19 protein-coding genes and 1 tRNA gene are annotated in these 23617 nt (G+C 71.4%); 7 read left to right on the top strand and 13 right to left on the bottom strand.

Annotated elements, in window-relative coordinates:
- Nucleotides 1–112: 112 nt before the first annotated feature.
- Both ACZ5XZ_RS31715 and ACZ5XZ_RS31710 read right to left on the bottom strand, forming a co-directional pair.
- Nucleotides 113–2647, bottom strand: coding sequence for an ABC transporter permease (locus tag ACZ5XZ_RS31715; protein ID WP_468984292.1), 2535 nt, complete (start codon nucleotides 2645–2647; stop codon nucleotides 113–115).
- A gap of 51 nt (nucleotides 2648–2698) precedes the next feature.
- Nucleotides 2699–3481: an ABC transporter ATP-binding protein gene (locus ACZ5XZ_RS31710; protein WP_468984290.1), complete on the bottom strand. Its 783-nt coding sequence runs from the start codon at nucleotides 3479–3481 to the stop codon at nucleotides 2699–2701.
- A gap of 478 nt (nucleotides 3482–3959) precedes the next feature.
- Here ACZ5XZ_RS31710 and ACZ5XZ_RS31705 point away from each other — a divergent pair.
- Nucleotides 3960–4041: transfer RNA gene (locus tag ACZ5XZ_RS31705), tRNA-Leu, on the top strand.
- A gap of 101 nt (nucleotides 4042–4142) precedes the next feature.
- On the opposite strand, the gene ACZ5XZ_RS31700 is transcribed toward ACZ5XZ_RS31705, so the two are convergent.
- Together ACZ5XZ_RS31700 and ACZ5XZ_RS31695 are read right to left on the bottom strand one after the other, a co-directional pair.
- The gene (locus ACZ5XZ_RS31700; protein WP_468984287.1) at nucleotides 4143–5312 is read right to left on the bottom strand and encodes a glycosyltransferase; all 1170 of its coding nucleotides are present in this window, start codon (nucleotides 5310–5312) and stop codon (nucleotides 4143–4145) included.
- Complete coding sequence (locus ACZ5XZ_RS31695; protein ID WP_468984354.1) at nucleotides 5312–8158, bottom strand: bifunctional glycosyltransferase/CDP-glycerol:glycerophosphate glycerophosphotransferase; 2847 nt, start codon at nucleotides 8156–8158, stop codon at nucleotides 5312–5314. Before ACZ5XZ_RS31695 ends, ACZ5XZ_RS31700 begins: the two co-directional genes overlap by 1 nt.
- Nucleotides 8159–8735: 577 nt before the next feature.
- On the opposite strand from ACZ5XZ_RS31695, the gene ACZ5XZ_RS31690 reads away from it, so the two are divergent.
- Complete coding sequence (locus ACZ5XZ_RS31690; RefSeq protein ID WP_468984285.1) at nucleotides 8736–9599, top strand: Bax inhibitor-1/YccA family protein; 864 nt, start codon at nucleotides 8736–8738, stop codon at nucleotides 9597–9599.
- Between the two features lie 133 nt (nucleotides 9600–9732).
- On the opposite strand, the gene ACZ5XZ_RS31685 is transcribed toward ACZ5XZ_RS31690, so the two are convergent.
- Nucleotides 9733–9960, bottom strand: a complete 228-nt coding sequence (locus tag ACZ5XZ_RS31685; protein WP_384433449.1) for a DUF4287 domain-containing protein — start codon at nucleotides 9958–9960, stop codon at nucleotides 9733–9735.
- Nucleotides 9961–10058: 98 nt separating this feature from the next.
- Between ACZ5XZ_RS31685 and ACZ5XZ_RS31680 the strand changes: the two genes are divergently transcribed.
- On the top strand, nucleotides 10059–10418 hold the full coding sequence (locus ACZ5XZ_RS31680) for a hypothetical protein (RefSeq protein ID WP_468984282.1): 360 nt from the start codon (nucleotides 10059–10061) through the stop codon (nucleotides 10416–10418).
- A 71-nt stretch (nucleotides 10419–10489) separates the two neighbouring features.
- On the opposite strand, the gene ACZ5XZ_RS31675 is transcribed toward ACZ5XZ_RS31680, so the two are convergent.
- The 3 genes from ACZ5XZ_RS31675 to ACZ5XZ_RS31665 form a co-directional block, all read right to left on the bottom strand.
- Nucleotides 10490–11446 carry a hypothetical protein gene (locus ACZ5XZ_RS31675; RefSeq protein WP_468984280.1) on the bottom strand — a complete coding sequence of 319 codons (957 nt, stop codon included), beginning with the start codon at nucleotides 11444–11446 and terminating at the stop codon, nucleotides 10490–10492.
- A gap of 582 nt (nucleotides 11447–12028) precedes the next feature.
- The gene (locus ACZ5XZ_RS31670) at nucleotides 12029–13249 is read right to left on the bottom strand and encodes an acetyl-CoA C-acetyltransferase (protein WP_468984279.1); all 1221 of its coding nucleotides are present in this window, start codon (nucleotides 13247–13249) and stop codon (nucleotides 12029–12031) included.
- Between the two features lie 258 nt (nucleotides 13250–13507).
- The gene (locus tag ACZ5XZ_RS31665; protein WP_468984276.1) at nucleotides 13508–14521 is read right to left on the bottom strand and encodes an SGNH/GDSL hydrolase family protein; all 1014 of its coding nucleotides are present in this window, start codon (nucleotides 14519–14521) and stop codon (nucleotides 13508–13510) included.
- A 196-nt stretch (nucleotides 14522–14717) separates the two neighbouring features.
- Here ACZ5XZ_RS31665 and ACZ5XZ_RS31660 point away from each other — a divergent pair, with 196 nt between their 5' ends.
- Nucleotides 14718–16106, top strand: coding sequence for a cystathionine beta-synthase (locus tag ACZ5XZ_RS31660; RefSeq protein ID WP_468984274.1), 1389 nt, complete (start codon nucleotides 14718–14720; stop codon nucleotides 16104–16106).
- A 353-nt stretch (nucleotides 16107–16459) separates the two neighbouring features.
- A complete protein-coding gene (locus ACZ5XZ_RS31655) occupies nucleotides 16460–17074 on the top strand; it encodes an antibiotic biosynthesis monooxygenase (RefSeq protein WP_468984272.1) in 615 nt (204 codons plus the stop codon).
- A 12-nt stretch (nucleotides 17075–17086) separates the two neighbouring features.
- Here ACZ5XZ_RS31655 and ACZ5XZ_RS31650 read toward each other — a convergent pair whose 3' ends face one another.
- From ACZ5XZ_RS31650 to ACZ5XZ_RS31635, 4 genes are all read right to left on the bottom strand, one after another.
- On the bottom strand, nucleotides 17087–17503 hold the full coding sequence (locus tag ACZ5XZ_RS31650; RefSeq protein WP_468984269.1) for a hypothetical protein: 417 nt from the start codon (nucleotides 17501–17503) through the stop codon (nucleotides 17087–17089).
- Nucleotides 17504–17544: 41 nt separating this feature from the next.
- On the bottom strand, nucleotides 17545–18984 hold the full coding sequence (locus ACZ5XZ_RS31645; protein WP_468984267.1) for a purine-cytosine permease family protein: 1440 nt from the start codon (nucleotides 18982–18984) through the stop codon (nucleotides 17545–17547).
- A gap of 112 nt (nucleotides 18985–19096) precedes the next feature.
- Nucleotides 19097–19657, bottom strand: a complete 561-nt coding sequence (locus tag ACZ5XZ_RS31640; protein WP_468984264.1) for a cysteine dioxygenase — start codon at nucleotides 19655–19657, stop codon at nucleotides 19097–19099.
- Complete coding sequence (locus ACZ5XZ_RS31635; protein ID WP_468984261.1) at nucleotides 19654–20571, bottom strand: amidohydrolase family protein; 918 nt, start codon at nucleotides 20569–20571, stop codon at nucleotides 19654–19656. Before ACZ5XZ_RS31635 ends, ACZ5XZ_RS31640 begins: the two co-directional genes overlap by 4 nt.
- A 160-nt stretch (nucleotides 20572–20731) precedes the next feature.
- On the opposite strand from ACZ5XZ_RS31635, the gene ACZ5XZ_RS31630 reads away from it, so the two are divergent.
- Nucleotides 20732–21781: a LacI family DNA-binding transcriptional regulator gene (locus tag ACZ5XZ_RS31630; protein WP_468984258.1), complete on the top strand. Its 1050-nt coding sequence runs from the start codon at nucleotides 20732–20734 to the stop codon at nucleotides 21779–21781.
- Between the two features lie 25 nt (nucleotides 21782–21806).
- Here the strand turns inward: ACZ5XZ_RS31630 and ACZ5XZ_RS31625 are convergent, their stop codons facing one another.
- Nucleotides 21807–22406, bottom strand: a complete 600-nt coding sequence (locus ACZ5XZ_RS31625; protein WP_468984256.1) for a class I SAM-dependent methyltransferase — start codon at nucleotides 22404–22406, stop codon at nucleotides 21807–21809.
- Between the two features lie 127 nt (nucleotides 22407–22533).
- Here ACZ5XZ_RS31625 and ACZ5XZ_RS31620 point away from each other — a divergent pair, with 127 nt between their 5' ends.
- Nucleotides 22534–23610, top strand: a complete 1077-nt coding sequence (locus tag ACZ5XZ_RS31620; protein WP_468984254.1) for a sigma-70 family RNA polymerase sigma factor — start codon at nucleotides 22534–22536, stop codon at nucleotides 23608–23610.
- Nucleotides 23611–23617 lie beyond the last annotated feature (7 nt).

Here is a 23617-nt window from a genome sequence, read left to right as displayed (position 1 = left end):
ACAAGAAGAATCTCTTCTTGTTGTGTTTTTGGCCGGATTGGGCGTATCCCCCCCCCCCCCCCCCCCCCCCCCCCCCCCCCCCCCCCCCCCCCCCCCCCCCCCCGGCACCGCACTACTCCGCCTTGATCGCCGCCAGCATGTTGAGCTTCGCCGCCCGGCGGGCCGGCCACAGTGCGGCCAGTACGCCGACGAGTGCGGCCAGGGCGAGGAAGACGCCGATCCGGGCCCAGGGCAGGACCAGTTCGTACGTCGGCAGCGAGCCGCCGATCAGTTCGCCGGCCGCCCAGCCGAAGAACACGCCCAGGCCGATGCCGAGCACTCCGCCGAACAGGGAGATCACCAGCGACTCCAGGCGGACCATGCGCTTGATGCCGCGCCGGTCCAGGCCGATGGCGCGCAGCATGCCGATCTCCTGCGAGCGTTCGAAGACCGACATCGCCAGGGTGTTGATGACCCCGAGCACCGCGACGATCACGGCCATCGCCAGCAGCCCGTAGAGCATGTTCAGCATCAGGTTGAACATCTGGGCTATGCCGTCGGAGACGTCCTTCTTGTCCGCGACGGAGATCGCCGGGTTCTTGCCGAGCGCCTTGACCAGCGAGTCCTTGGTGGCGTCGGTGGCGCCGTCCTTGGTCTTGACCATCACCTGCATATCGGTGATCTGCTTCTGGTGCGGGGCCAGCGTGGCGTTGTCCAGGATGATGCCCCTGATCATCTCGTTGCCCTGGTAGACACCGGAGACCGTCAGCGTGCCCTTCTTGCCGTCCTCGAACGTCACCGGGAAGCGGGAGCCGGGCTGCCAGCCCTTCTCCTTGGCGGTGGCCTCGTCCACCACGGTCCGGTCGCCGCGCAGGTCGCCCAGCGAGCCCTTGACGAAGTCGAGCCCGGTGAGCTTGCCGAAGTCCTTGCCGTTGACGCCGGTCAGGTACGAGGTGTCGGTGCCGACCCGGGACGGGGAGTTGCGCAGCGGGCTGGACGCGGTGACCTCCTCCAGGGCGGCGATCTTCTTCGCCACGTCGGGGGAGAGCGGCGTCCGGCTGGCCATGGAGACGACGTAGTCGGCCTTGAGCGCCTCGGTGGCCATCTTGTCGATGCCCTTCTGCACGCTGCCCGCGATCACCGTCATGCCGGTGATCAGCGTCAGCCCGACCATCAGCGCGGAGGCCGTGGCGGCCGTACGGCGCGGGTTGCGGACCGCGTTCTGCCGGGCGAGCGAGCCGGAGATCCCGAAGGCGCGCAGTACGGGCGCGGCCAGCGCGATCAGCGGGCGGGACAGCAGCGGCGTCAGGATGAACACACCGATCAGCAGCAGCCCCGCGCCGCCGGTCATCACGGCCTTGCCGTCGTCCATGCCGGTGGCGACCAGGACGCCGGCCGCACCGGTGCCCGCGAACAGCGCACCGATGCTGTTGCGGACCACCAGCGACTTGGTGGTGGCGGTGGCGTGCACACTGTTCATCGCGGCGACCGGCGGGATCTTCGCGGCGCGCCGGCCCGGCAGCCAGGCGGCCAGGACGGTGACGACGATGCCCACCAGCAGCGAGATCAGGACCGTGGAGAGCGAGACGACCAGCGGGCCGTCGGGGACCGTGGCGCCGGTGGAGCTCATCAGGGCGCGCATACCGGCGCCGATGCCGATGCCGGCGACCAGGCCGGTGGCCGCGGCGATCGCGCCGACGACGAACGCCTCGATGAGCACCGAGCGGGTCACCTGCCGGCGGCTCGCGCCGACCGCGCGCAGCAGCGCCAGCTCCTTGGTGCGCTGGGCGACCAGCATGGTGAAGGTGTTGGCGATGATGAAGACGCCGACGAAGAGCGCGATACCGGCGAAGACGAGCAGACCGGTCTTCATGCCGTCCATGCTCTCGGCGATCATCTTGGCCTGCTCGTCGGCGAGCTGCTTGCCGGTGGTGGCCTCGGCGCCGTCCTTGGGCAGCACCTTGTCGATCGCGGCCTTCAGGGCCGTCTGCGAGGTGCCCGGCGCGGCCTTGACGTCGATCTCGCTGAAGGCGCCGGGCGTGGCGAACAGTTGCTGGGCGGTGCGGGTGTCGAACAGCGCGAGGCTGCCACCGGCCGCGACGGTGCCGTCGTCGGTGGTGAACACGCCGGTCAGCTTCTGCTCGCGGACCGGTCCGTCGACGGAGATCCGGACGGTGTCGCCGACCTTGTAGCCGGCCTTGTCGGCGGTGTGCGCGTCCAGCGCGAACTCGTGCGCGCCCTTGGGGGCGGCGCCGCTGCGCAGCGGGTAGCGGGCGTCCTTGCTGTCGTCGCCGGGGAAGTAGTTGCCGCCGCGGGTCGAGAAGCCGTCGCCGATCAGCTCGCCCTTCTTGTCGGCGATGGCGGTGAAGCCGGAGACGGTGCCGGTCACGGAGGCGGCGCCGGGAACCCGGCCTGCCGCCTCGAGCAGCTTCTGGTCGAGGTGGGGGATTGCGCCGGGCGCGCCGCCGCCGTTGTCCGGGGACTTCGGCTGGATGGCGACGTCGACGTTGTCGTAGCCCTTTTGGGAGCTGGCCTGGAACGCGTCGGAGATGGTCGAGGTGAAGACCAGGGTGCCGGAGACGAAGGCCACGCCGAGCATCACGGCGAGGACGGTCATCAGCAGCCGGGCCTTGTGCGCAAGCACATTGCGCAAGGCGGTACGGAACATGGGTGGGTCAGTCCTGGAGGAGAGGTCCGGGTTGCGGGTGGCTGCCGGCGGTCAGTTCGTACGGCCCTTGGCGTCGAAGCCCTTCAGTCGTTCGAGGACCATGTCGGCGGTCGGGTCGGGCATGTCGTCGACGATCCGACCGTCGGCGAGGAAGACCACGCGGTCCGCGTAGGAGGCGGCGACCGGGTCGTGGGTCACCATCACCACGGTCTGGCCCAGTTCGCGCACGGAGTTGCGCAGGAAGCCCAGCACCTCGGCGCCGGAGCGCGAGTCGAGGTTTCCGGTGGGCTCGTCGGCGAAGATGATCTCGGGCCGGGACGCGAGCGCACGGGCGACCGCGACGCGCTGCTGCTGGCCGCCGGAGAGCTGGCTGGGGCGGTGCTTGAGGCGGCCGCTCAGCCCGACGGTCTCCACCACGCGGTCCAGCCAGGCGCGGTCGGGCTTCCGGCCGGCGATGTCCATGGGCAGGGTGATGTTCTCCAGGGCGCTCAGGGTCGGCAGCAGGTTGAACGCCTGGAAGATGAAGCCGATCTTGTCGCGCCGCAGCTGGGTGAGCTTCTTGTCCTTCAGGCCGGTCAGTTCGATGTCGCCGATCCTGGCCGAGCCGCCGGAGACCGAGTCCAGCCCGGCCATGCAGTGCATCAGGGTCGACTTGCCGGACCCGGAGGGGCCCATGATCGCGGTGAACTGGGCCTGCCGGAAGTCGACGGAGACCGCGTCCAGGGCGACCACCTGGGTCTCGCCCTGTCCGTAGACCTTGGTGAGCTCCGTGGCGCGGGCGGCCACCGAGGTGGCGCGGCTGGCGGTGGAGACGCCGGAGTGGGTGGTGGTCACGGGAAGGAGCTCCTGTCGGGACGAGGGACCATCTGCTCCGCGGGCGGCCGGTGGGCGCACACCGCGGACATCAAGCGGACGGTTTCCATCGTGGGTCAGGAGAAGGGGGGTGGACGTCAACCCCTGTGACCGTCCTCGGCCAGCCCTGGGGCGTATCCGGGGGCCGTGCGGTCATCCCTGGGGAGGAGACGGAACCCTGACGCCGGCTCGGCGTCGCGGCCGCTCGGAGGGGGACACCCGCAGGGGTGAGAGCGGCGCTGAGGGGGCGTCGAGTTTACGTCAATTCGGGCACGAATTTGCGCCGCGGCGCGTCCTGGCAAAGACAGGCCTCAGGCATGTGCCCAAGGCCTGTACCCAGCGCTGATGCACCCTCAGTTGCCAATAAAATAAGACAACCTCGGGATGAGTGGCCGATCCGCGTCGTGCACTGCGGGCTACGCTCGTGCTGCCCTCTTTGAGGTGGCATGGGGGATCCCAGGCCCGGATGGTGGAATGCAGACACGGCGAGCTTAAACCTCGCTGGCCTACGGGCCGTGCCGGTTCAAGTCCGGCTCCGGGCACTCCCGCGAGCGGCGGGCCAAAGACGGCGATTGGCTGAAAATTGAACGATGAGGGCCGCCGGTGAATGCCGGCGGCCCTCATCGCTTTGTGTGTGGTCGGCTCAGCGCTCCACAAGCGCGAACAGGCTCTCCCAGCGGCCGACAATCTCCTCCGTGGAGAACCGCTGGATGTTCTCCCGCGCGGCTTCGCCCATCGCGTCCCGAAGCTCCTTGTCGGACATCAGGCTGTCGAGATGCCGGGCGAATTCGGTGATATTGCCCGGAGGGGCCAGCAGCCCGTCCTCGCCGTCCGTGATGATCTCGTGGACGCCGGGCGCCACATCGAAGGCCACACAGGGCACGGCGGTCGCCATCGCCTCCATCGGAGCCAGCGGGAAGCCCTCACCGCGCGAGCTCAGCGCGAACACCGCGCTCTCCCGCAGCGCCCCGGGGACATCGCCGGTGCGCCCCATCCACTCGACCGACGCGGTCACTCCCAGCTCCGCCGCCAGCTTGCGCAGCGCCTCGGCCTCCTCGCCGGAGCCGTAGATCCGCAGCGTCCAGTCCGGGTGCTGCGGAGCGACCTTCGCCCAGGCCTCCAGCAGCAGGTCCACGCCCTTCTCCTCGTGGAGCCGGCCGATGCTGACCACGCACTTGCGGGACCGGTCCGAGGGGACGTCGGGGAAGAACGGCAGGGGGTTCGGCATGAAGCCGACATTGTCCATCCGCTGCCGGATCCAGCGGTCGGCGTCCTCGCGGGTGAGCGTCAGCATCCGGTCGACGTCCGCGTAAAACCGCTTGACGCGACCGAAGCGGGACGACTTGCGGCAGGTCTCGAACGATTCATGGCTCATACCGATCACCGTCAGCCCCGCGGTGTCGGCCAGTGCGACCCACTCCATCGCCCAGACCTGGGTGACGATCACCACTCCGCCCGGCTTGGCCGCCCGGAACAGCGCGCTCATCTTGGCCGCCTGCTCACGCATACCGGCCTCCCGGGCGGCCCGGCGGCGCTGCTCGGCGATGTTGAGCCGGTCCTTGAGGCCGCGTACGGGGCGGACGCTCGGCGGGTGCTCGGTGTAGAGCGTGGTGGTCTGGAACGGCAGGTCGTCGGCGAGTTCGTGGACCCGCCCCTCGGGCGGCGGCACGATGCCGACGATGTGCACCCGGTGGCCCCGCTCGCTGAACAGGCGCGCCATCTGGTGCGACCAGCTGGTGATGCCGCCCATCTCGTTGACACTGTTGGAGACGAAGAAGATGTCCCGCGGTCCGGCTGCGTACGACTTGGTCATCAACGGCTCCACTGCGCAAAGAACTGGTCGACGATGCTCTTGGCGGCGTCGCCCCGGTCGTATTCCCCGAACCTGGCGACGAATTCCTGGCGGCGCTTCGCGTATTCCAGAGCCTGCGTCTCGAACGACTTGAGCGTCTCGTGGAATTCGTCCTCGGTGCGGACCACCGGGCCCGGCGCGTGCTCCAGCAGATCGAAGTACGTGCCCCGGCCCTCGTGGACGTATTCGTCGTAGTCGTAGGTGAAGAACATCAGCGGCCGGTCGAGCAGCGCATAATCGAACATCACCGACGAATAGTCCGTGATCAAACCGTCGGCCAGCTCCAGGATCGGCGTCACGTCATGGCGCGCCGATACGTCGATGACCCGGCCCTGCACGGTCGGCGGCAGCACCACGTGATTGAGGTAGTGCGAACGCACCAGCAGGACATAGCGGTCGCCGAACTGGTCGGCGAAACGCTCCACGTCGAAGGGCAATGCGAAGCGCCCGTGCCGGCCCCCCGCCTTGCGGAAGGTCGGTGCGTAAAGGAGTACGGTCTTGTCCTCGGGAATGCCCAACTCCGCGGCCAGCGGCCCGCGTTCACGCCGCCCCAGCTCCGCTTCCCGCTGCCGGGCGCGCACCAGCGCGTCATTGCGCGGGTACCCCACACGCAGCAGCGTCCTCTCCTTGAGCCGGAACGCCTTGGCCAGGGTGTGGACATCGTGCTCGGAGCGGACCAGGAAGCGGTCGAAGCGGTCCAGCGAGAGCTGTTGCTCGGCCTGCTGCTGGCGGGTCTGCGCCTTCAGCGCCGGCTGGTCGAAGCCCATGTTCTTCAGCGCCGAGCCGTGCCAGGTCTGGATGTAGGTGGTCTCCGGGCGCTTGGTCAGCTTGAGCGGGTAGCTCTGGTTGTCCACCCAGAACTCGGCCTGGGCCAGCGCCTTGAGGTACGGCAGCGACCAGCGCCGTACGAGGGTGACGTCCTTGGGGAAGTCCTTGGGGGAGCCGGCGTAGGACCAGATCGCCTCGAAGTCCAGGCCCTGCCGGCGCATCTCCTCGTAGATGGCACGCGGGCTGTCGCTGTACTGCTTGCCCAGATGGCTTTCGAAGACCACCGTGCGCTTCTTGACGGGCAGCCGGCTGAAGACCTCGTGGTAGGCGCGGAGCTTGGTGTCACCGGAGGTGACCTTCTTGCGCAGCGCCTTGGCCTTGCGGTAGCCGGTCTTGGCCAGCGTCCCCGGCGTGCCGCGCACCCCGCGGGTGATCAGCTCCTGTACGCGCTCGGCGTTGCGGCCCTCGCTGACCAGGCGGAACGCCAGATGCCCCTTGGCGGAGGCATGCGGCTCCAGATGGTCGGCGACCATCCGCGTCAGCCGCGGACGGATCGGCAGCCCGCCGGACAGCTCGGTGTCGGCGACGGTGAGCCGGGTGGTGGTGCGCACCCCGTCCACGTCCAGGCGCAGCCGGACGTCCCAGATGCTGTCGACGATGCCCAGCGGGCGCAGCTTGGCGGTGAGGTCCGCCGTGGCCTCCCAGTGGATGCCGTCGCCCTCATGGCGCACCGCGCGCACGGGGAAGTGGAAGGACTGCAGGCTGCGCCGCCGGGCGCTGAACTCCAGCGCGCCCGTGAGCCGGGCTCCCGGCGGGATGACACCGAGCGGATTGGTGATCCGGCCGGTCAGGGAGACGGACCCGCCCGACTGGCGGTAACGGGTCAGCTGATTGCGCAGGAACAGCTTGTCGACCGGCTTCTCGTGGTAGCCGATGTCGGTGACGTCCAGCACCTCGCGGCCGAACGCGTCGTCGAGGTGGCCGTCGCACCAGTAGATCCGGCCGTCGTTCTCGGCGAGCGGCGAGGAGAGCTTGTCGCGGTTGATGAGCGTGTCGACCGCCGGGATCAGATTGTCCCAGTCACCCTGCTGGAGCAGGTAGGCGCAGATGGCCTGAATCGGCTGTACGCGCGCGTACGCCTCGGGGGCGATGCCCGCGAGGTATTCGCGGGAGAGTTCGGCGAATTCCCGGCGGTAGGACTCGTCCCGGAACGGCAGATCCCGCAGATGCAGGACCAGGTCGTGCTTCAGGAACTTCACGTCCTTGGCGAGCCGCATCTCGGTCAGCCCGCGTTCGGCCAGCAATGCGTCGATACGCCGGTGAATTTCCAGCCGGTGCGCATAGTTCGTCATTTCGTGCCGGCGGTTCGTCACCGATTTCACGGCGGCCCGCTCGAACACATGCCAGAAGTAGACCTGATTGGGAATCAGGGTGATGCGCCGCGCCGCGAGATAGGCGTCGGCGATAAACATCAGGTCCTCGTAGAACATCCCCTTGGGGAAACGAAGGTCGTTCTCGATGAGGAACTCACGCCGATAGCACTTGTTCGTGGACAGGGTGTCCCACACGAACAGGTCCGGCAATTCCGTTACGGATTCGAGCGTACGGGTCGTGGAATAGAGCCAGGCGTACCACTCGTCCCGCTTCTGGTTGCGGGTGTCCTTGTGCAGCCGGACGCACAGACCGGAGACGATGTCCGACCCGGTTTCCTCGGCGGCCTGGAGCATATTCCGGCACGCGTTGAGTTCCAGGACGTCGTCGCTGTCCAGGAACATGACGTAGCGGCCCGTGGCGTGCTGGATGCCGGCGTTGCGCGGCTCGCCTCCCGCACCGCTGTTCTCCGGCAGCTGGAAGGCTCTGACGCGGCCGGGGTGGGCGGCCGCGAGGTGTTGCGCCACTTCGAAAGAGCGGTCGGTGCTGCAGTCGTCGACGATCACCACCTCGACGCCCCGGAGCGTTTGGTCCAGTACGGACTGGACTGCGGTCGGCAACCGGTCGGCGTCGTTGTAGACGATGACGACTACTGAGACGTCAGGCACAGGCACCTCAACCCTCTTTCGCTACTGTTTCCCGCCAGAATAGACCTGTCTGTACCCTCGGATTACAACCGATCGCGCCCGCACCACTACATACAGTAAGCCATCGACGCAGCGTGAAGGGGCACTCCGGTGTTCGGATCTTGACCATGCGTCATCTCAGGAGATCCATCCACCGGGGCAGGTTCCGGCCGGAAGGGAAGACGGCCGCTCCGGTGAATCGGTTGCCTGTGGGCATGTGACGTGCGTTGCCCGGCGGGGTGCGGTGCCCTTGCGATCAGACATTTATCGGATTCCCTGCGGCGGCGGTACGGAGGGAAATGGCCGGTCGACCGCGGCGGCCCGAGATCGAATACCCGGAATGTCGGAAGCGGGGGGTGTGCGCATGCGGCGGAGCGGCCCGCGGTCCGGCCGCGTCCGTCGCCTGCCGGGCACCTTCGCGGCGTCCCGCACGTCCTCCTCCTGGAGGACGTGTCGCGCCCGGTTCGGGGAAAGATCCTGCTCAAGAACTAGCGACGCGCCTTTGCCAAGCCATTACGCTTGCCGTCAAGGCCGCGCAGGGCGGCCATGGAGGAGTGAGATGAGGAGCAGCAACCCGGTCTTCTCGCGTCGGGGGTTCAGCCGCGACACCGGCTACGCGGGCTTCAACGCACCGCAGCAGGCCGGGGGCCCCACCGCGAACCCGTACGCCGGCACGAACCCCTACGCGCAGGGTGGCAACCCCTACGCCCAGGACCAGCAGTCCGTAACCCAGGCACCGCCGCAGTACGCGCCGCAGTCCCGCCCGATGACGATGGACGACGTCGTCGCACGGACGGGCATGACGCTCGGCACGGTCGTCGCCGGTGCCACCGTCGGCTGGCTGTTCCTGACCGAGAACCTCGGCTTCGCCATCGGCGCCGGCCTGGTGGCGATGGTGCTGGCGCTGGTGCAGTCGTTCAAGCGCAAGCCGTCGCCCGCGCTGATCCTGGCGTACGCGGCGCTGGAAGGCGTCTTCCTCGGCGCGCTCAGCGGCTTCATCAACGACCTGCCGAAGCTGAACGGCGCCCCCATGCAGGCGGTGCTGGGCACGATGGCGGTGTTCGTCGCCATGCTGGTCGCCTACAAGACGCGGATCGTGCGGGTCACCGCCCGCTTCACCCGCTTCGTGATGATCGCGGCGATGGGCTTCGTCCTGCTGTCGCTGGTCAACCTGATGTTCATGGTGTTCGGCGGCGGCGAGGGCCTCGGCTTCCGCAGCGGCGGCCTGGGCATCGTCTTCGGCATCGTGGGCGTGGTCCTCGGCGCGCTGTTCCTGGCCCTGGACTTCAAGCAGGTCGAGGACGGCATCGCCTACGGCGCCCCGCGCGAGGAGTCCTGGCTCGCGGCGTTCGGCCTGACCATGACGCTGGTGTGGATCTACATGGAGATGCTGCGGCTGATCTCGATCCTCCGGGGCGACTGACACGGTCGGCCGCCACGGCGCACGACACCCGAAGGGCCCGCAGGCGAACGCCTGCGGGCCCTTCGGCCTTCGTTGTGCGCGAGTGGTGTGTCGCGTGTCCCGAGCCGGACACGCCTAAGCGCGTCATCGCGGGTCAGAACTTCCGCGCGGCGCGCCTGAGGTCGTGTTCATGGACGATCGCCTTGGCGTGCCCGTACGCGAGGTTGTGCTCGCCACGGAGCCAGCTGACCTTTTCGTCGAAACGGAAGAAGGCGGGGCCTTCGTCAACGGTGCGGAGCCATTCGGAGATTTCCCGGCCGGTGCAGTCCGGGATGCGGGAGAGCAGATTCCGGTGGGTCTCTTCGGAGAAGAGCTGAGACATCGGCGCCTCCGGACGCGGTCGATGCTGGTTCTTCAGCACACCGTGCCTGAGCGTTCTGCCGTTGGCAACCACCCGGGAGTGGCGCATAGGCTCACGGCGTGCTTGACGTGACCCCTTTGCAGACCGCCGTGGACGCCCTGGCCGACCGCCTCAGATCGCTGCCGCAGACCAGACTCGGCCGCGGCGCGGCGGCCGAAGGGCTGGAGCTGGCACGGCGGTTGGCGACCCGTGCGCAGCTGATCGAACGGCCCGAAGAGCCCCCGCGGGAGCTGCCGGACGCCGGGATGTTCGCGGCCGGCGACCAGCTGGCGGTGGCCGGACACGATCTGGTCGAGGCGCTGCGGGCCGCGGCCGCCCGCCCGGCCGGCGACGCCGGGCACTCTGACGCGAAAGTGGCCCCCGCCGAGGAGCTGGCGGAGGCCGTGCGATGCGTCCGGGCGGTGGCGGAACGCTGCTAAGGCGGGTCCGAGCCGGTGCCTCCCCTGGGGGCAGGCCCCGGAGGGCGCCCCGGCGGGGCCGCCGCGTCCGGTCAGAGCGAGGCGATGACGCGGTCGGCGAGGATGTAGACGCTCTCCTCGCGGCTCTCGCCCCAGGAGAAGGTCAGCGCGTACGCGCCGGAGATCCCGGAGCCGCCCAGCAGCACCGGCGTGCGCCCGGAGTGCAGCGCGCCGGCGACGCGCTCGGCGGCCTCGCGCTGCCCGGGGGTCAGGCAGAGCGTGGTGCCGTCGGCGAAGACATAGACGTCCAGCGTGCCCAGCGGGCCGGGGCGGACGTCGGCGACCGGGGTGCCCTGCTGGGCCAGCTCCTCCAGGCGCGCGACGGTGCGCTCGTGATCGCTGATCACCGGGTGCGGCGAGAAGTCGGGGTGCGAGGGGTGGCGCCGGCGGGCGGCGGCCAGCTCGGCGGACTCGGCCTCCTCGACGGGCTCCAACTCCGGCGCGTCGAAGGCTTCGAGCGCCTCCACGGACTCCAGGGCGTCCGGACCCAGCAGCGGCTCGATACCGGCGAAGTCCGCCTGGCGGGGCAGGAACGGCTGGGTGTCGAGCCGGTCGAACTCCGGCCGCTCGGACAGCTCGCGCTGATCGGCGCGGGCGTCCAGCGGGCTCTCGTCGCCGAGGCCGGGCAGACCGCCCAGCAGCGACGGGGCGTCGGCGGCGTCCCTGGCCTCCTGCGCGGCCCAGAAGGCGCGTGCCTCGGCCAGCTCGCGCTCCCGCTCCTCGGCCAGCGCGTCGGCGACGGCGGCGCGTATGTCCGCGAGCGGGGTCTCGGCGGCCGGGGTCGTACGGGCGGCCGGGACGGTCGCGGTGGCCGCCGGTGCCGTGTCCGCGGCCCGGGCGCACGCGACGGCGTCCTGCCGGGCGGTGACGAGCTCGGCGTGCAGCTCGGCGATCTGGCCGCGCAGCGCACGGGCGGTGCGCAGGGCGGCGGCGCCCAGTGCCACGGCGACGACCGCGGCCACTAGCAGGACGAGGGTGGTGACGCTCATGCCGAAACCTCTCTTCGCTCGGTCCCGCATGCGCGAGACGCGCAGCGTTCGGTGATTCGCCCGCGGCGCTCGCTCATGCGTCCTCCCCACTTCGCTCGGCGACCCGCTCGGCACGGGCCGCGCCTCGGTACACGGACTTCCCCCGGCCCTCGGCCGGGGTGCCCCCCTTGACGCGCTCGCTGACGGGACGACTCCTGTGACCGCGAGATCACCGGCGTACTCCCGTTAACAGAATGTTCTCCGACTTCCTACATCAGCCTGCCGGGGGTCGGCGACCGCACCGGGTGCACTATGTCCGGAAATGCTGGAGGCCGTGGGCCTCAGGGGCCCCGGTCACCCCATGCTGACCTGCAAGAACGCCGATCCCCCAGGGCGTTGGTCACAATCCTGGGGGAGATTGGGTCGCGATCTTGTTAACACGTGACACGGCTCACGCCGTGTCGCCGCCCGTGTCCGTGCGGCAGCGAAGGGTGTGCGCGGGGCGGGAGTTGGTCCGTTCGTCCGCGCCCACCCCGTGGGCGAGCGGCCGAGCCGTCAGCTCGGCCGCCCCTGCCTTCTGGTCGCGCTGAGCTTCGCTTCCGCTCAGCTCAGCCGCTCGATCACCATCGCCATGCCCTGGCCGCCGCCCACGCACATCGTCTCCAGGCCGAACTGCTTGTCGTGCCACTGGAGGGAGTTGATGAGGGTGGTGGTGATGCGGGCGCCGGTCATGCCGAAGGGGTGGCCGACGGCGATCGCGCCGCCGTTGACGTTCAGCCGGTCCAGGTCGATGCCCAAGTCCCGGTAGGACGGGATCACCTGGGCGGCGAACGCCTCGTTGATCTCGACCAGGTCGATGTCGGAGATCGACAGGCCGGCGCGCCGGAGGGCCTGCTTGCTGGCCTCCACGGGGCCGTAGCCCATGATCTCGGGGGACAGGCCGGAGACGCCGGTGGACACGATCCGGGCCAGCGGGGTCAGGCCCAGCTCCCGCGCCTTGGTGTCGGACATGATCACCAGCGCCGCGGCGCCGTCGTTGAGCGGGCAGCAGTTGCCGGCGGTCACCAGGCCGTCGGGGCGGAACACCGGCTTCAGGCCGGAGACGCCCTCGACGGTGACGCCGGCGCGCGGGCCGTCGTCCTTGGAGACGACCGTGCCGTCGGGCAGCGTGACCGGGGTGATCTCCCGCTCCCAGAAGCCGTTCTTGATCGCCTGCTCGGCGAGGTTCTGGGACCGTACGCCGAACTCGTCCATGTCCTGGCGGGTGATGCCCTTGAGGCGGGCGAGGTTCTCCGCGGTCTGGCCCATCGCGATGTACGCGTCCGGGATCAGGCCGTCCTCGCGCGGGTCGTGCCAGTCGGCGCCCTCCTGCTCGGCGCGCGCCGCGGTGCGGGCCTCGGCGTCGGCGAAGAGCGGGTTGTGGGTGTCGGGCAGGCCGTCGGAGCTGCCCTTGACGCTGCGCGAGACCGTCTCGACACCGGCCGAGATGAAGACGTCGCCCTCGCCGGCCTTGATGGCGTGCAGCGCCATCCGGGTCGTCTGCAGCGAGGAGGAGCAGTAACGGGTGATGGTGCAGCCCGGGAGGTGGTCCATCCCCATCTGGACGGCCACGATGCGGCCGAGGTTGTGGCCCTGCTCGCCACCGGGGAGGCCGCAGCCGAGCATCAGGTCGTCGATGTCGGTGGGGTCCAGCTCGGGGACCTTGGCCAGGGCGGCCTCGATGATCTTCGCGGTCAGGTCGTCCGGGCGCAGGTCCTTGAGCGAGCCCTTGAAGGCGCGGCCGATCGGGGAGCGGGCGGCTGAGACGATCACGGCTTCGGGCATCACACGGCTCCAAAGGAAAGGCCCGGCGCGCTGGGGTCCCCCCGGACGAAGTCTGGGGGAGCCTCGTTGAGGGGCGGTGGTCGGGCGACGGGCGGGAAGATTGCTGGACTGTGAGGGAAGTTACCTGTGCGTATTGCTGAGGTCACGGGGTGAGCGCTGTGATGCGGGCCTCTTTTCTAAGCGAGCGCTTATGGGAACGGGGAGGGAGCCCCGGGTATTCCCGTACGGCTCCCTCCCCGACGCCCGTCGCGGGGAGCGTCAGCCCCTGATCGACGAGGGGTCGGTGGCCTCGGGTTCCGGCAGCTGGCGGCGCCTGCGGTGCTTGAGCAGCGCCCAGGGCGCACGGGAGGCGGTGACCTCCGTACCGCCCTCGGAAGCCGCCTCGGCGGCCGCCTGCTCGACCGGCAGCAGACCCTCGCCGCGGGCGGGCTCCGGCCGCTCCTCCTCCGGCCACAGGCCCAGCGCGGCGCACAGCGTCGGCAGGACCGCCATCGCGGCGGTGGCGTAGCCCTCCGCCGAAGGGTGGTAGTTGTCCGGTCCGAACAGCTCCCGGGGACGCGCCTCGAACTCGGGCCCGAGCAGATCGCCCAGCGAGACCGTCCGCCCGCCGCTCTCGATCACACCGATGGTCTGGGCGGCCGCGAGCTGCCGGGAGAGCCGCCGGGCCACCCAGCGCAGCGGCTGGTAGACCGGCTCGATGGTGCCCAGATCAGGGCAGGTGCCCACCACCACCTCGCAGCCCGCCGCGTGGAGCCTGCGCACCGCCTCGGACAGATGGCGTACGGACTGCGCGGGCGGCATCCGGTGGGTGACATCGTTGGCGCCGATCATGATGACGCAGACGTCCGGGGCCTCGGTGCCGTCCGCCAGCATCAGCTCCACCTGGCGCGGCAGATCGTCCGACTGCGCGCCGGGCAGCGCCACATTGCGGAAGTCGACGGGCAGTTCGGCGACGGCGGCCAGGCCCGAGGCGAGCAGCGCGCCGGGTGTCTGGGAGGCGCGGTGCACGCCCTGGCCGGCGGCGGTGGAGTCGCCGAGGAAGCCGAGCCGCAGCGGCGGGGGATCGGTGCGGTGGCCGAAAGCGGCGCCGTAGCGGCCGTCGGCGCAGGGCGGGATGTCGCTGGAGCCGCCGACCGTACGGCGGGCCAGCCGCACCTCGGTCAGCAGCACCCCGACGGCGGCGACGCCGAGCAGGCCGATCCCGCCCCCGCCGAATGCGGCGGCGGTCGCGATCCGCCGGGCCACCCTCGCCCTGGACATCGTCATCGGCATCGGCCGGGCACCTCCCCGTGCAGCGCGGGCGCGCCACGGCGCCGGGGCCGGACGCGCTCTTGAACCGTCAAGAACTCCTACAACAGGGTGTTGCCCGTTCCTGTACGGAACGCAACGCATCCGCCGGCCAACCCACCCGGGCAATAGGCTGGCGGGACGGGCGCAGGAGAGCGTGCCCCCGACCGCGGAGACCACCGTGCAGTTTTACGATTCGATGATTGAGCTCGTCGGCAACACCCCGCTCGTGCGGCTCAACAACGTGACCAAGGGCATCCAGGCCACCGTCCTGGCCAAGGTCGAGTACTTCAACCCCGGAGGATCGGTCAAGGACCGGATCGCCGTGCGGATGATCGAGGCCGCCGAGCAGTCGGGTGAGCTGCAGCCGGGCGGCACCATCGTGGAGCCGACCTCCGGCAACACCGGCGTGGGCCTGGCGATCGTGGCCCAGCAAAAGGGCTACAAGTGCATCTTCGTCTGCCCGGACAAGGTGTCCACGGACAAGATCAACGTGCTGCGGGCCTACGGCGCCGAGGTGGTCGTCTGCCCCACGGCCGTCGACCCCGAGCACCCGGACTCGTACTACAACGTCTCGGACCGCCTGGTGCGCGAGACGCCCGGTGCCTGGAAGCCCGACCAGTACAGCAACCCGAACAACCCGCGCTCGCACTACGAGACCACCGGTCCGGAGCTGTGGGAGCAGACGGACGGGCGGATCACCCACTTCGTGGCGGGTGTGGGCACCGGCGGCACGATCAGCGGCACCGGCCGCTATCTCAAGGACGCCAGCGAGGGCCGGGTCAAGGTCGTCGGCGCCGACCCGGAGGGCTCGGTCTACAGCGGCGGCTCCGGGCGCCCGTATCTGATCGAGGGGGTCGGCGAGGACTTCTGGCCGACCGCCTACGACCGTACGGTCGCCGACGAGATCGTGGCGGTCTCGGACAAGGACGCCTTCCAGATGACCCGGCGGCTGGCCAAGGAGGAGGGCCTGCTGGTCGGCGGCTCCTGCGGGATGGCCGTGGTGGCCGCGCTGGAGGTCGCCTCGAAGCTCGGTCCGGACGATGTGGTGGTCGTGCTGCTGCCGGACAGCGGCCGGGGCTATCTGTCCAAGATCTTCAACGATGAGTGGATGGCCGACTACGGCTTCCTGGAGGAGGGCGGCACCGCGGCCCGGGTCGGCGATGTGCTCCAGCACAAGGAGGGCGCGCTGCCCTCGCTGGTGCACATGCACCCCGAGGAGACCGTCGGCGAGGCGATCGAGGTGCTGCGCGAGTACGGCGTCTCGCAGATGCCGATCGTCAAGCCGGGCGCCGGGCACCCCGACGTCATGGCCGCGGAGGTCGTCGGTTCCGTCGTCGAGCGCGAGCTGCTGGACGCCCTGTTCACCCAGCGGGCCTCGCTGACCGACCCGTTGGAGAAGCACATGTGCCCGCCGCTGCCGCAGGTCGGCTCCGGCGAGTCGGTCTCCGACCTGATGGCGGTCCTCGAGAGCGCGGATGCGGCGATCGTCCTCGTCGAGGGCAAGCCGAAGGGCGTGGTGAGCCGGCAGGACCTGCTGGCCTACCTGGCGCGCGAGGCCGGCAAGTAGCGGCGGCCGGGGCGGTCGCTCTTCGGGGCGGCCGCCGCGGTCCGCGCGGCCGTCGTGGCGTCAAGTTGCCGTCAGGAAACGGGCCGACGCCGCAAGGTGTACGTATGCGTCATGTGCTGGCAGCACGGGCTTAACACTCGTCAGGCACATTGATGTGCACGGCGATACGGACCTCCGGAGCGGCTCCCGGACCTCCACCGTCGCCACCCGGATGCGACGACCGGCCCTGACCCGGCTCGCGTCCCTTGCGGGGACCGCCGTCGTCCCGCCCCCGGCTCCGGCCGGGGTGCGGCGGTCCCCGCAACACTTCCCCGCTTGACCTCAAGTGCGCTTGACGTATGAGGGTGGCGCTCATGACGCACTTTCTGGATCTTGTCCATCCTCGCGCCGGTACGGCGCTGATCAGCGAGTGGCTCACGGGCACCGCCGAGCGTGCGCACGCGGCCGCCGACGCCATGATCGACGAGTGGGCGGCAGCCGAGCCGCCCTCCGCGCTCCTCGCCCAGCACGTGTTCCTCTCCACGGACGGCACCGGCCTGCTCCACTACGCCCAGTGGACCAGCGACGAGGAGCACCTGGCGTGGGCCCGCGCCCGCCGCGCCGCGGTGGTCGGCCGCGTGGACGCGCTCGTGCCCGGTATCGAGCGGCCGGGGCTCAACCGGACCCGCCTCCACCGCAGCGTGGTGCACGACGCGGGGCGTCGGCCCGGTGTCTTCGTGGTCACCGCGACGGCGGCGGGCGAGGCGGAGGACGTCGTCAGGGCGGCACCGGGCCTGCTCGCCGGACACCTCCACCTGACGGCGGACGGCGAGCGCGCGATCGTCGTCACCGAGTGGACCGACGCCGCCGCGCACGAGGCGGCCGCCGGCGACGGCCCGGCCTTCACGCCGTACACACTCCTTCACTCCTTCCGCAACGGCCGCGACGACCGTGCCGAGGGCGCGGCCGGCGGGCCGGAGCGCTTCTGAGAGCCGGACCCGTCAGTCCCACTCCCCGTCCCGGCGCTCGTCGCGCCGTCGCAGCAGCCGGCGGAGGCCCACGCTGTGCACGGCGTTGACGGCGGCGATGCCGGCCCAGCACACCAGCAGGCCCGGCAGCTCCGCGCCGCTGACGGCTATCGCGGAGAGCGGGACGGCCAGCACCAGCGAGAGGGCGGCGACCCCGAAGCGCTCCCAGAAGTCGCTGTTGCCGCTCTGCGCGGTACGCGGTGGCCGGCCGCCGCGCGCCACGTGCAGCTGCTGCTCGGCGAGCTGCCGCCGCACCCGCCGCTCCACGCTCTCGTCCAGCTTCTCCAGGAAGGACTCCACCAGCTCCGACTCGTACCCCGGCCCCAGCTCCTTGCGGGTCTGGAGGGTCGCGTCGAGTTCCTTGCGCAGATCGGGGTCGTGTGTCGCCATACCGGTGAGGTTACGGGCCTCGGGCGTGCGGCACGGTAGGGCTAACCCCCCGATCCGGCCGGGGCTTTCCGCCCGTGGTCCGCTGCCGCGTCCGGGACGCGCGCGGTGTCGCGGCGGACCGCCAGCCAGTAGGCGACGGCCGGTACGGCGAGTCCGACCAGCCAGGAGACGTCGGCGCCGCCGAGCCGGGCCACCAGGGGGCCGGTGTAGAAGTGCGTGGCCAGGAACGGGAGTTGGACGAGCACACCGAGGGCGTAGACGGCGAGCGCCCGGATGTTCCAGGCGCCGTAGCGGCCGGTGGGGTCGCTGAGCGCCGGGATGTCGTAGCGCTCCTTGGAGATCAGGTAGTAGTCGACGAGGTTGATCGCCGACCAGGGGGTGAAGAAGGCCAGCAGGAAGAGCAGGAAGTCCTTGAAGGACGTCAGGAAGGAGTCCTTGCCCAGGAGGGCGACGGCGGTGCCGGCCACCATGATCCCGGCGATGTACGCGGAGCGTCCGCGCGGTGAGAGCGTGTTCCCCCTGCCTTCGGCGGGAGGTGCCCCCAGTCTGCGGAAGCCGCTGACGCTGGTGACCAGCGACATGAAGCCGCCATAGGTGTTGAGGATGTTGATGGTGAGCTTGCCGAGGGCGATGACGAAGAAGAGGAACGAGGCGACCAGTCCGGTGCCGCCCAGGCCGACGACGTAGCCGACCTCGTGGCCGACGAACGCGGCCGGCGCCGCGGCGGCCGCCAGCGCGCCGAACGTCATCGACCACTGCGAGCCGAGCACCGAGCCGGACAGCGTCCACCAGAACGTGGCGCGCGCCGAGGTGTGCCGCGGCAGGTAGCGCGAGTAGTCCGCGACGTACGGGCCGAACGCCAGCTGCCAGGAGGCCGAGAGGGAGACCGCGAGCAGGAAGACCGGCGGCTCGAAGCGGTGGTCGGCGAGGAGCGCGCCGAGGTCGGCGTGCTGCGCCAGGCGGACGCCGAGGTAGACGAAGGCCAGTGCGCAGACCAGGCCGGCGATCTTGCCCAGGGTGTGGATGAGGCGGTAGCCGACGGCCGTGGCGACGGCGGTGACCACGGCGAAGAGCACGATCCCGGGAGTCTCACCCAGGTGTGTCAGCTCGCCGACCGCCTGCCCGGCCAGCACGCTGCCGCTGGCGAAGAACCCGATGTACATCACGATGACCAGGGCGAGCGGCACCACCGCGCCGCGGACGCCGAACTGCGCCCGCGAGGTGATCATCTGCGGCAGTCCGAGCCGTGGTCCCTGGGCCGAGTGCAGCGCCATCACCGCACCGCCGACGAGGTTGCCGAGCAGCAGCCCGATCAGCGACCAGAAGGCGTTCGCCCCGAAGACGACGGCCAGCGCGCCGGTGATGACGGCGGTGATCTGGAGATTGGCGCCCAGCCAGAGCGTGAACTGGCTGACCGCGCTGCCGTGCCGCTCGTCGTCGGGGACGACGTCGATCGAGCGCCGTTCGACCACACCTGCCATGAGCGCCGCCTCACCTTGTCGCATGTATGAGTTCATGCAGGATCGGCGTCTGTGAATGGAAGGTCAATAGGCGTGGCCCGCAAGTCGGTTGACGCGCGGTGTCGGCCGTCGCTCAGGCGGCGGCCGGCGGGCCGTCCAGGGGCCGCAGCTCGTCCGCGTACGAGACCGACACCCGCCGCATCAGCCCGTCCTCGGTGATGTCGTACTGGCCCAGGCGCCACAGCGGCGGCGAATAGGCGTGCACCGAGACCGCGTCGTCGGTCGCGCCGGTGAGGCGGTGGATGTGCTCCGGCCCGAAGCAGAAGGAGGCGCCCGCGCCGACGGCCGTGGCCAGATGCTCCCCGCCGATGCGGGGGTTGGACTCGGTCAGCACGCCCTGGACGACCCTGACCGCCCCGGAGGAGAGGTCGTGGTCGTGCCAGCCGGTGTCGTTCCGCCGGGTCCAGCACAGCAGCCAGACATCGACGAACTCGTCGCGGTACAGGGACGCGTAGTGCCGCTCGGTGTCGGAGAACGCGACCTGTTCGCGCCACAGGTCCGGGCGGGCCGCGAGGTGGTCGACCAGGGACCGCAGCTCGCGCTTGTCGAGGTTGCGCTCGGGCAGTGTGGCGAACGGCTGCTCGCCGTCGGGGACCTCACGGGCGGCGTCGGCCTGGGAGGCGGTGAGCGTCATGGGCGGGTTCCTTCCGTCGGGCCCAGCAGGCGGGCCGGGTTGGCGGTGCGCAGGGCGTGGACGGCGGCGTCCGCGCCGAGGTCGGGGGCGACGGGTCGGGCGTAGGGGCGGTCGCTGCCGCTGACGACGACGTCGATGCCGACGGCCCGGACGAGTGCGTCCACCGCGCGGGTCCCGTACGAGGACGTCTCGTAGAAGGCGTCGTGGTCCACCCGGCCGCGGTCCCGCCCGCCGCCGCGGGCCACCAGCCGCTCGCCGTGCAGCGGCGCCAGGCCCGCCAGCGCCGCGAAGCAGACCCGCAGATCCGGATGGCGCGGCCGACCGAAGGCGCGGAAGGCGAACCAGGAGGCGTGCATCTGCTGGACGTACGGGACGAGCGCGGGCCACCAGGGCGGCGCGAGGCCGGCCGCGGGCGGGGCGGCGCCGGGGTGGACGAAGAGCGGTCTGCCCAGCTCGGCGGTGACGTCCAGCAGCGGCGCGCAGCGGGCCCAGCCGTCGGCGTCGAGCAGCGCGGTGGCCGGGAGCTGCAGCCCCGCGCAGCCGCGGGCCAGCTCGCGGCGCAGCGCGGCGGTGTCCGGTTCGGGGGCGGACAGGCAGGCCGAGGCCCAGACGCCGAAGGGGGCGGGCAGGTCCAGCGCGCCGTCGTGGAACGCGGCCAGCAGCGGTGCGGCCTCCTTGGGCGGGAGGTGTTCGATGCCGAGCGGGCTGGAGAGCGACACCAGGGCGAGGTCGAGGCCGTCGGCGCGGGCGAGGGCGGCGCGGGCCGCGATGTCGTGGTCGGCGGGGTCGACGGCGTACGGCGGCTCACCGGGCAGGTGCAGGGTCCAGCCGTCCAGCCGCGGCGGCGCGCTGCGGGCCCGCAGCAGTGCGCGGAAGGCGGGTGGCCAGAGGTGCTGATGGACGTCGGTGGGCACCGGCGGCGACCTCCTCAGCCGGTTTACTTAACCGCTTAACTGATGCGATTAAGTGAAGCGGTTAACCGACTCCGCTGTCAAGGGACCGCCGTCCCTCGCCCGAGCCCGCGGGCCGCCTCGTGCGCGGGGTGCGGCCGCCTCCTTGGGTAGGCTTCCGGACATGGCCAGGCCCAACAAGCGCACCACCCTCCGCGAGGTGGCCGAGGCCACCGGCCTCTCCACCGCCGCCGTCTCCTACGCGCTGCGCGGCAAGCACGTCTCCAAGGAGACCGAGGAGCGGGTGCGCAGGGCCGCCGCCGAACTCGGCTACGAGGCGGACCCGATCGCCCGGGCCCTCGCCAGCGGCCGCACCAGCACCGTCGGCGTGCTCGCCGGAGACCTGCAGGACCTGTGGCAGCAGCAGCTGATGGCCGCCATAGGGCGCGAACTCCTGGCCGGTGACCGCTATGCGCTCATCCTCGACGCGGGCGGCGACCCCGAACGCGAGCTCACCCTCGCCAAGCAGCTGCGCGACCAGCGCGTCGACGGCCTGCTGGTCTCACCCGTCGACCCCTCCGCCGAAGGCTGGTCGAAGATCGCCGAAGCGGTGCCGGTGGTCTCCATCGGCGACGCCCTGAGCCGGGCGCGCACCGCGGGCGAGGTGCTCTTCGACAACCGTGCCGGCATCGACGCGGTGCTGGACTACCTCCGCGGCCTGGGCCACCGCCGCGTCACCGTGCTGACCCCCACCGGCCCCTCCACCCCCGACCGCCCCGCCGACGTCTACGTCCGCGAGGCCGCCGACCGCCTCGGCATCGAGGTCGAGGTCCTGCCCTGCGCCCAGGAGCTCGGCGAGGCCACCGCCGTCGCCCGCCGGGTGCTGGCCGACGGCCCGGACGGCCGCCGCCGGCACGCCTCCCGCCCCGCCCCGCCCACCGCCGTGTTCTGCTTCTCCGACTCCATCGCCTACGGCGTCTACGCGGCCGCCGCCGAGGCGTCGTTGACCGTCGGCCGCGACCTGTCCGTCGTCGGCTTCGACGACCACCCCGTCTCCCGGGTCCTCACCCCGCCCCTGACCACCGTCGACTGGGGCCTGACCGAGATCGCCAAGGAGGCCGCCCGCCTCGCGGTCGCCGCCATCGAGGGCCGGCGGGTCCGCCGCAAGCGCATCCTGTGCGCCCCACGGCTGTCCGAGCGGGGCTCGGCGCTGCGGGTGGCCGAGCCGGGCTGATCCGCCGACGGGCCGCCGCGGGCCCTCACCGCCGTCGCGCGTGCAGCATCAGCCAGTCGCGGTGGGTGCTCCAACGGGTGTGGCCGGTCACCTCGAAGCCCGCGTCGGCCAGCAGCGCGGTGAGCGGGGCGAGGCGGTGTCCGACGTACCAGCGCCGCAGCTCCGGCGCGTACGACACCGGCTCCCAGCCCTCGTCGTCGCCCTCGGCGAGGCTCAGGACGAGCAGGCCGCCGGGCCGCACGACGCGGGCGAACTCGCCCAGCGCCACGGGGACTTCGGGCCCCGGGACGTGCAGCAGGGCGGCCACGCACCAGACCGCGTCCACGGCGGACGCGGCGAGCGGGAGGGCGCGCATATCGGCCTGGACGAGGCCGGGGACCGCGTCGGCGGCGAGCATCTCGCGGGAGAGGTCGAAGCCGGTGACCTGCAAGCCGCGGTCGCGCAGCAGCCGCGTCTGGTGCCCGGGCCCGCAGCCGACGTCCGCGATCCGGGCGCCCGGCGGCAGCAGCCCCGCGAGGCGGTCGGCGGCGGCTGTCACGGGCGGCGGCGCGGAGCGCCAGCGCCGGGCGTAGTCGGCGGCGATGGCGTCGTAGGTCTCGCGGGTGGTGGCGGCCGTGTCGGTCATGGCGGCACCCTAGGGCGCCCACGGCTCGCGAGGGGCATACCGGGGGAGCAGACTGGTGCCGGGCGCTCCGGTACCGTCGGGGCGCGGCGGCCGGCGGTCGGCCGGCGGGCGGATGGGCAGGTCCTCGATGAAGCGGTCCTCGGCGAGCGGCACGACGGCGGCGGGCGGATCGGCGGCGGCGTCGACGGGCGGTGCACGCGGTGAACGAGCGGCGCGGCAAGGGGAGTTGGCGGACCGCCTGGAGGCGCACCGCACCGAGCTGACCGGGTACTGCTACCGGATGCTCGGCTCGGCCTTCGAGGCCGAGGACGCCGTGCAGGAGACCATGGTGCGGGCCTGGCGTGGCCACGACCGGTTCGAGGGGCGGTCGTCGCTGCGGTCCTGGCTCTACCGGATCGCCACCAACGTCTGCCTGGACCTGCTCAAGGGCAGTCAGCGCCGGGCCCGGCCGATGGACCTCTCCTCCCCGTCGGGCGTGGACACCCCGATCGGGACGGGGCTGCCCGAGGCCACCTGGATCGGCCCGGTTCCCGACCAGCGGGTCCTGGCGTCCGCCGGGGACCCGGCCGATACCGCCGTCGCCCGGGAGTCGATCCGGCTGGCGTTCGTCTCCGCGCTGCAGCGGCTCGCGCCCCGGCAGCGGGCGGTGCTGATCCTGCGCGAGGTGCTCAGCTGGTCGGCGGCCGAGGTCGCGGAGCTGCTGGGCAGTTCGGTCGCCTCGGTCAACAGCGCGCTGCAGCGGGCCCGGGCCACCCTCGCCGCCACCGGTGAGACCGCCGACGCACCGCCGCGCCCCCTGGACGACGCCCAGCGGTCGCTGCTCACGCGCTACGTCGACGCCTTCGAACGCTTCGACATGGACGCCCTGACGGCCCTGCTGCACGAGGACTCCACGCTCTCCATGCCGCCGTACGAGCTGTGGCTGCGCGGCCGCGCGGACATCCTGAAGTGGCTGCTCGGCCCGGGCTGCGGCTGCGAGGGCTCGCACCTGGTGCCGGTCGAGGCGAACGGCCGGCCGGCGTTCGGCCAGTACCGCGCGGACGGCTCGCCCTGGGCGCTCCAGGTCATCGAGACCGACGGCGGGCGGGTCACCGCCCTGCAGTCCTTCCTCGACACCGAGCGGCTCTTCCCGCTGTTCGGGCTGCCGCCGCGCTACGCCGGCCCGCCCGCGGGGGACCGGACACCGGCCGCGGCGGGCTCATAGGGCCCTG

The organism is Streptomyces sp. NPDC033270, assembly GCF_055576575.1.
Note: the sequence above shows the minus strand (reverse complement) of the source record. Positions and strands in the feature narration are given on the sequence as shown.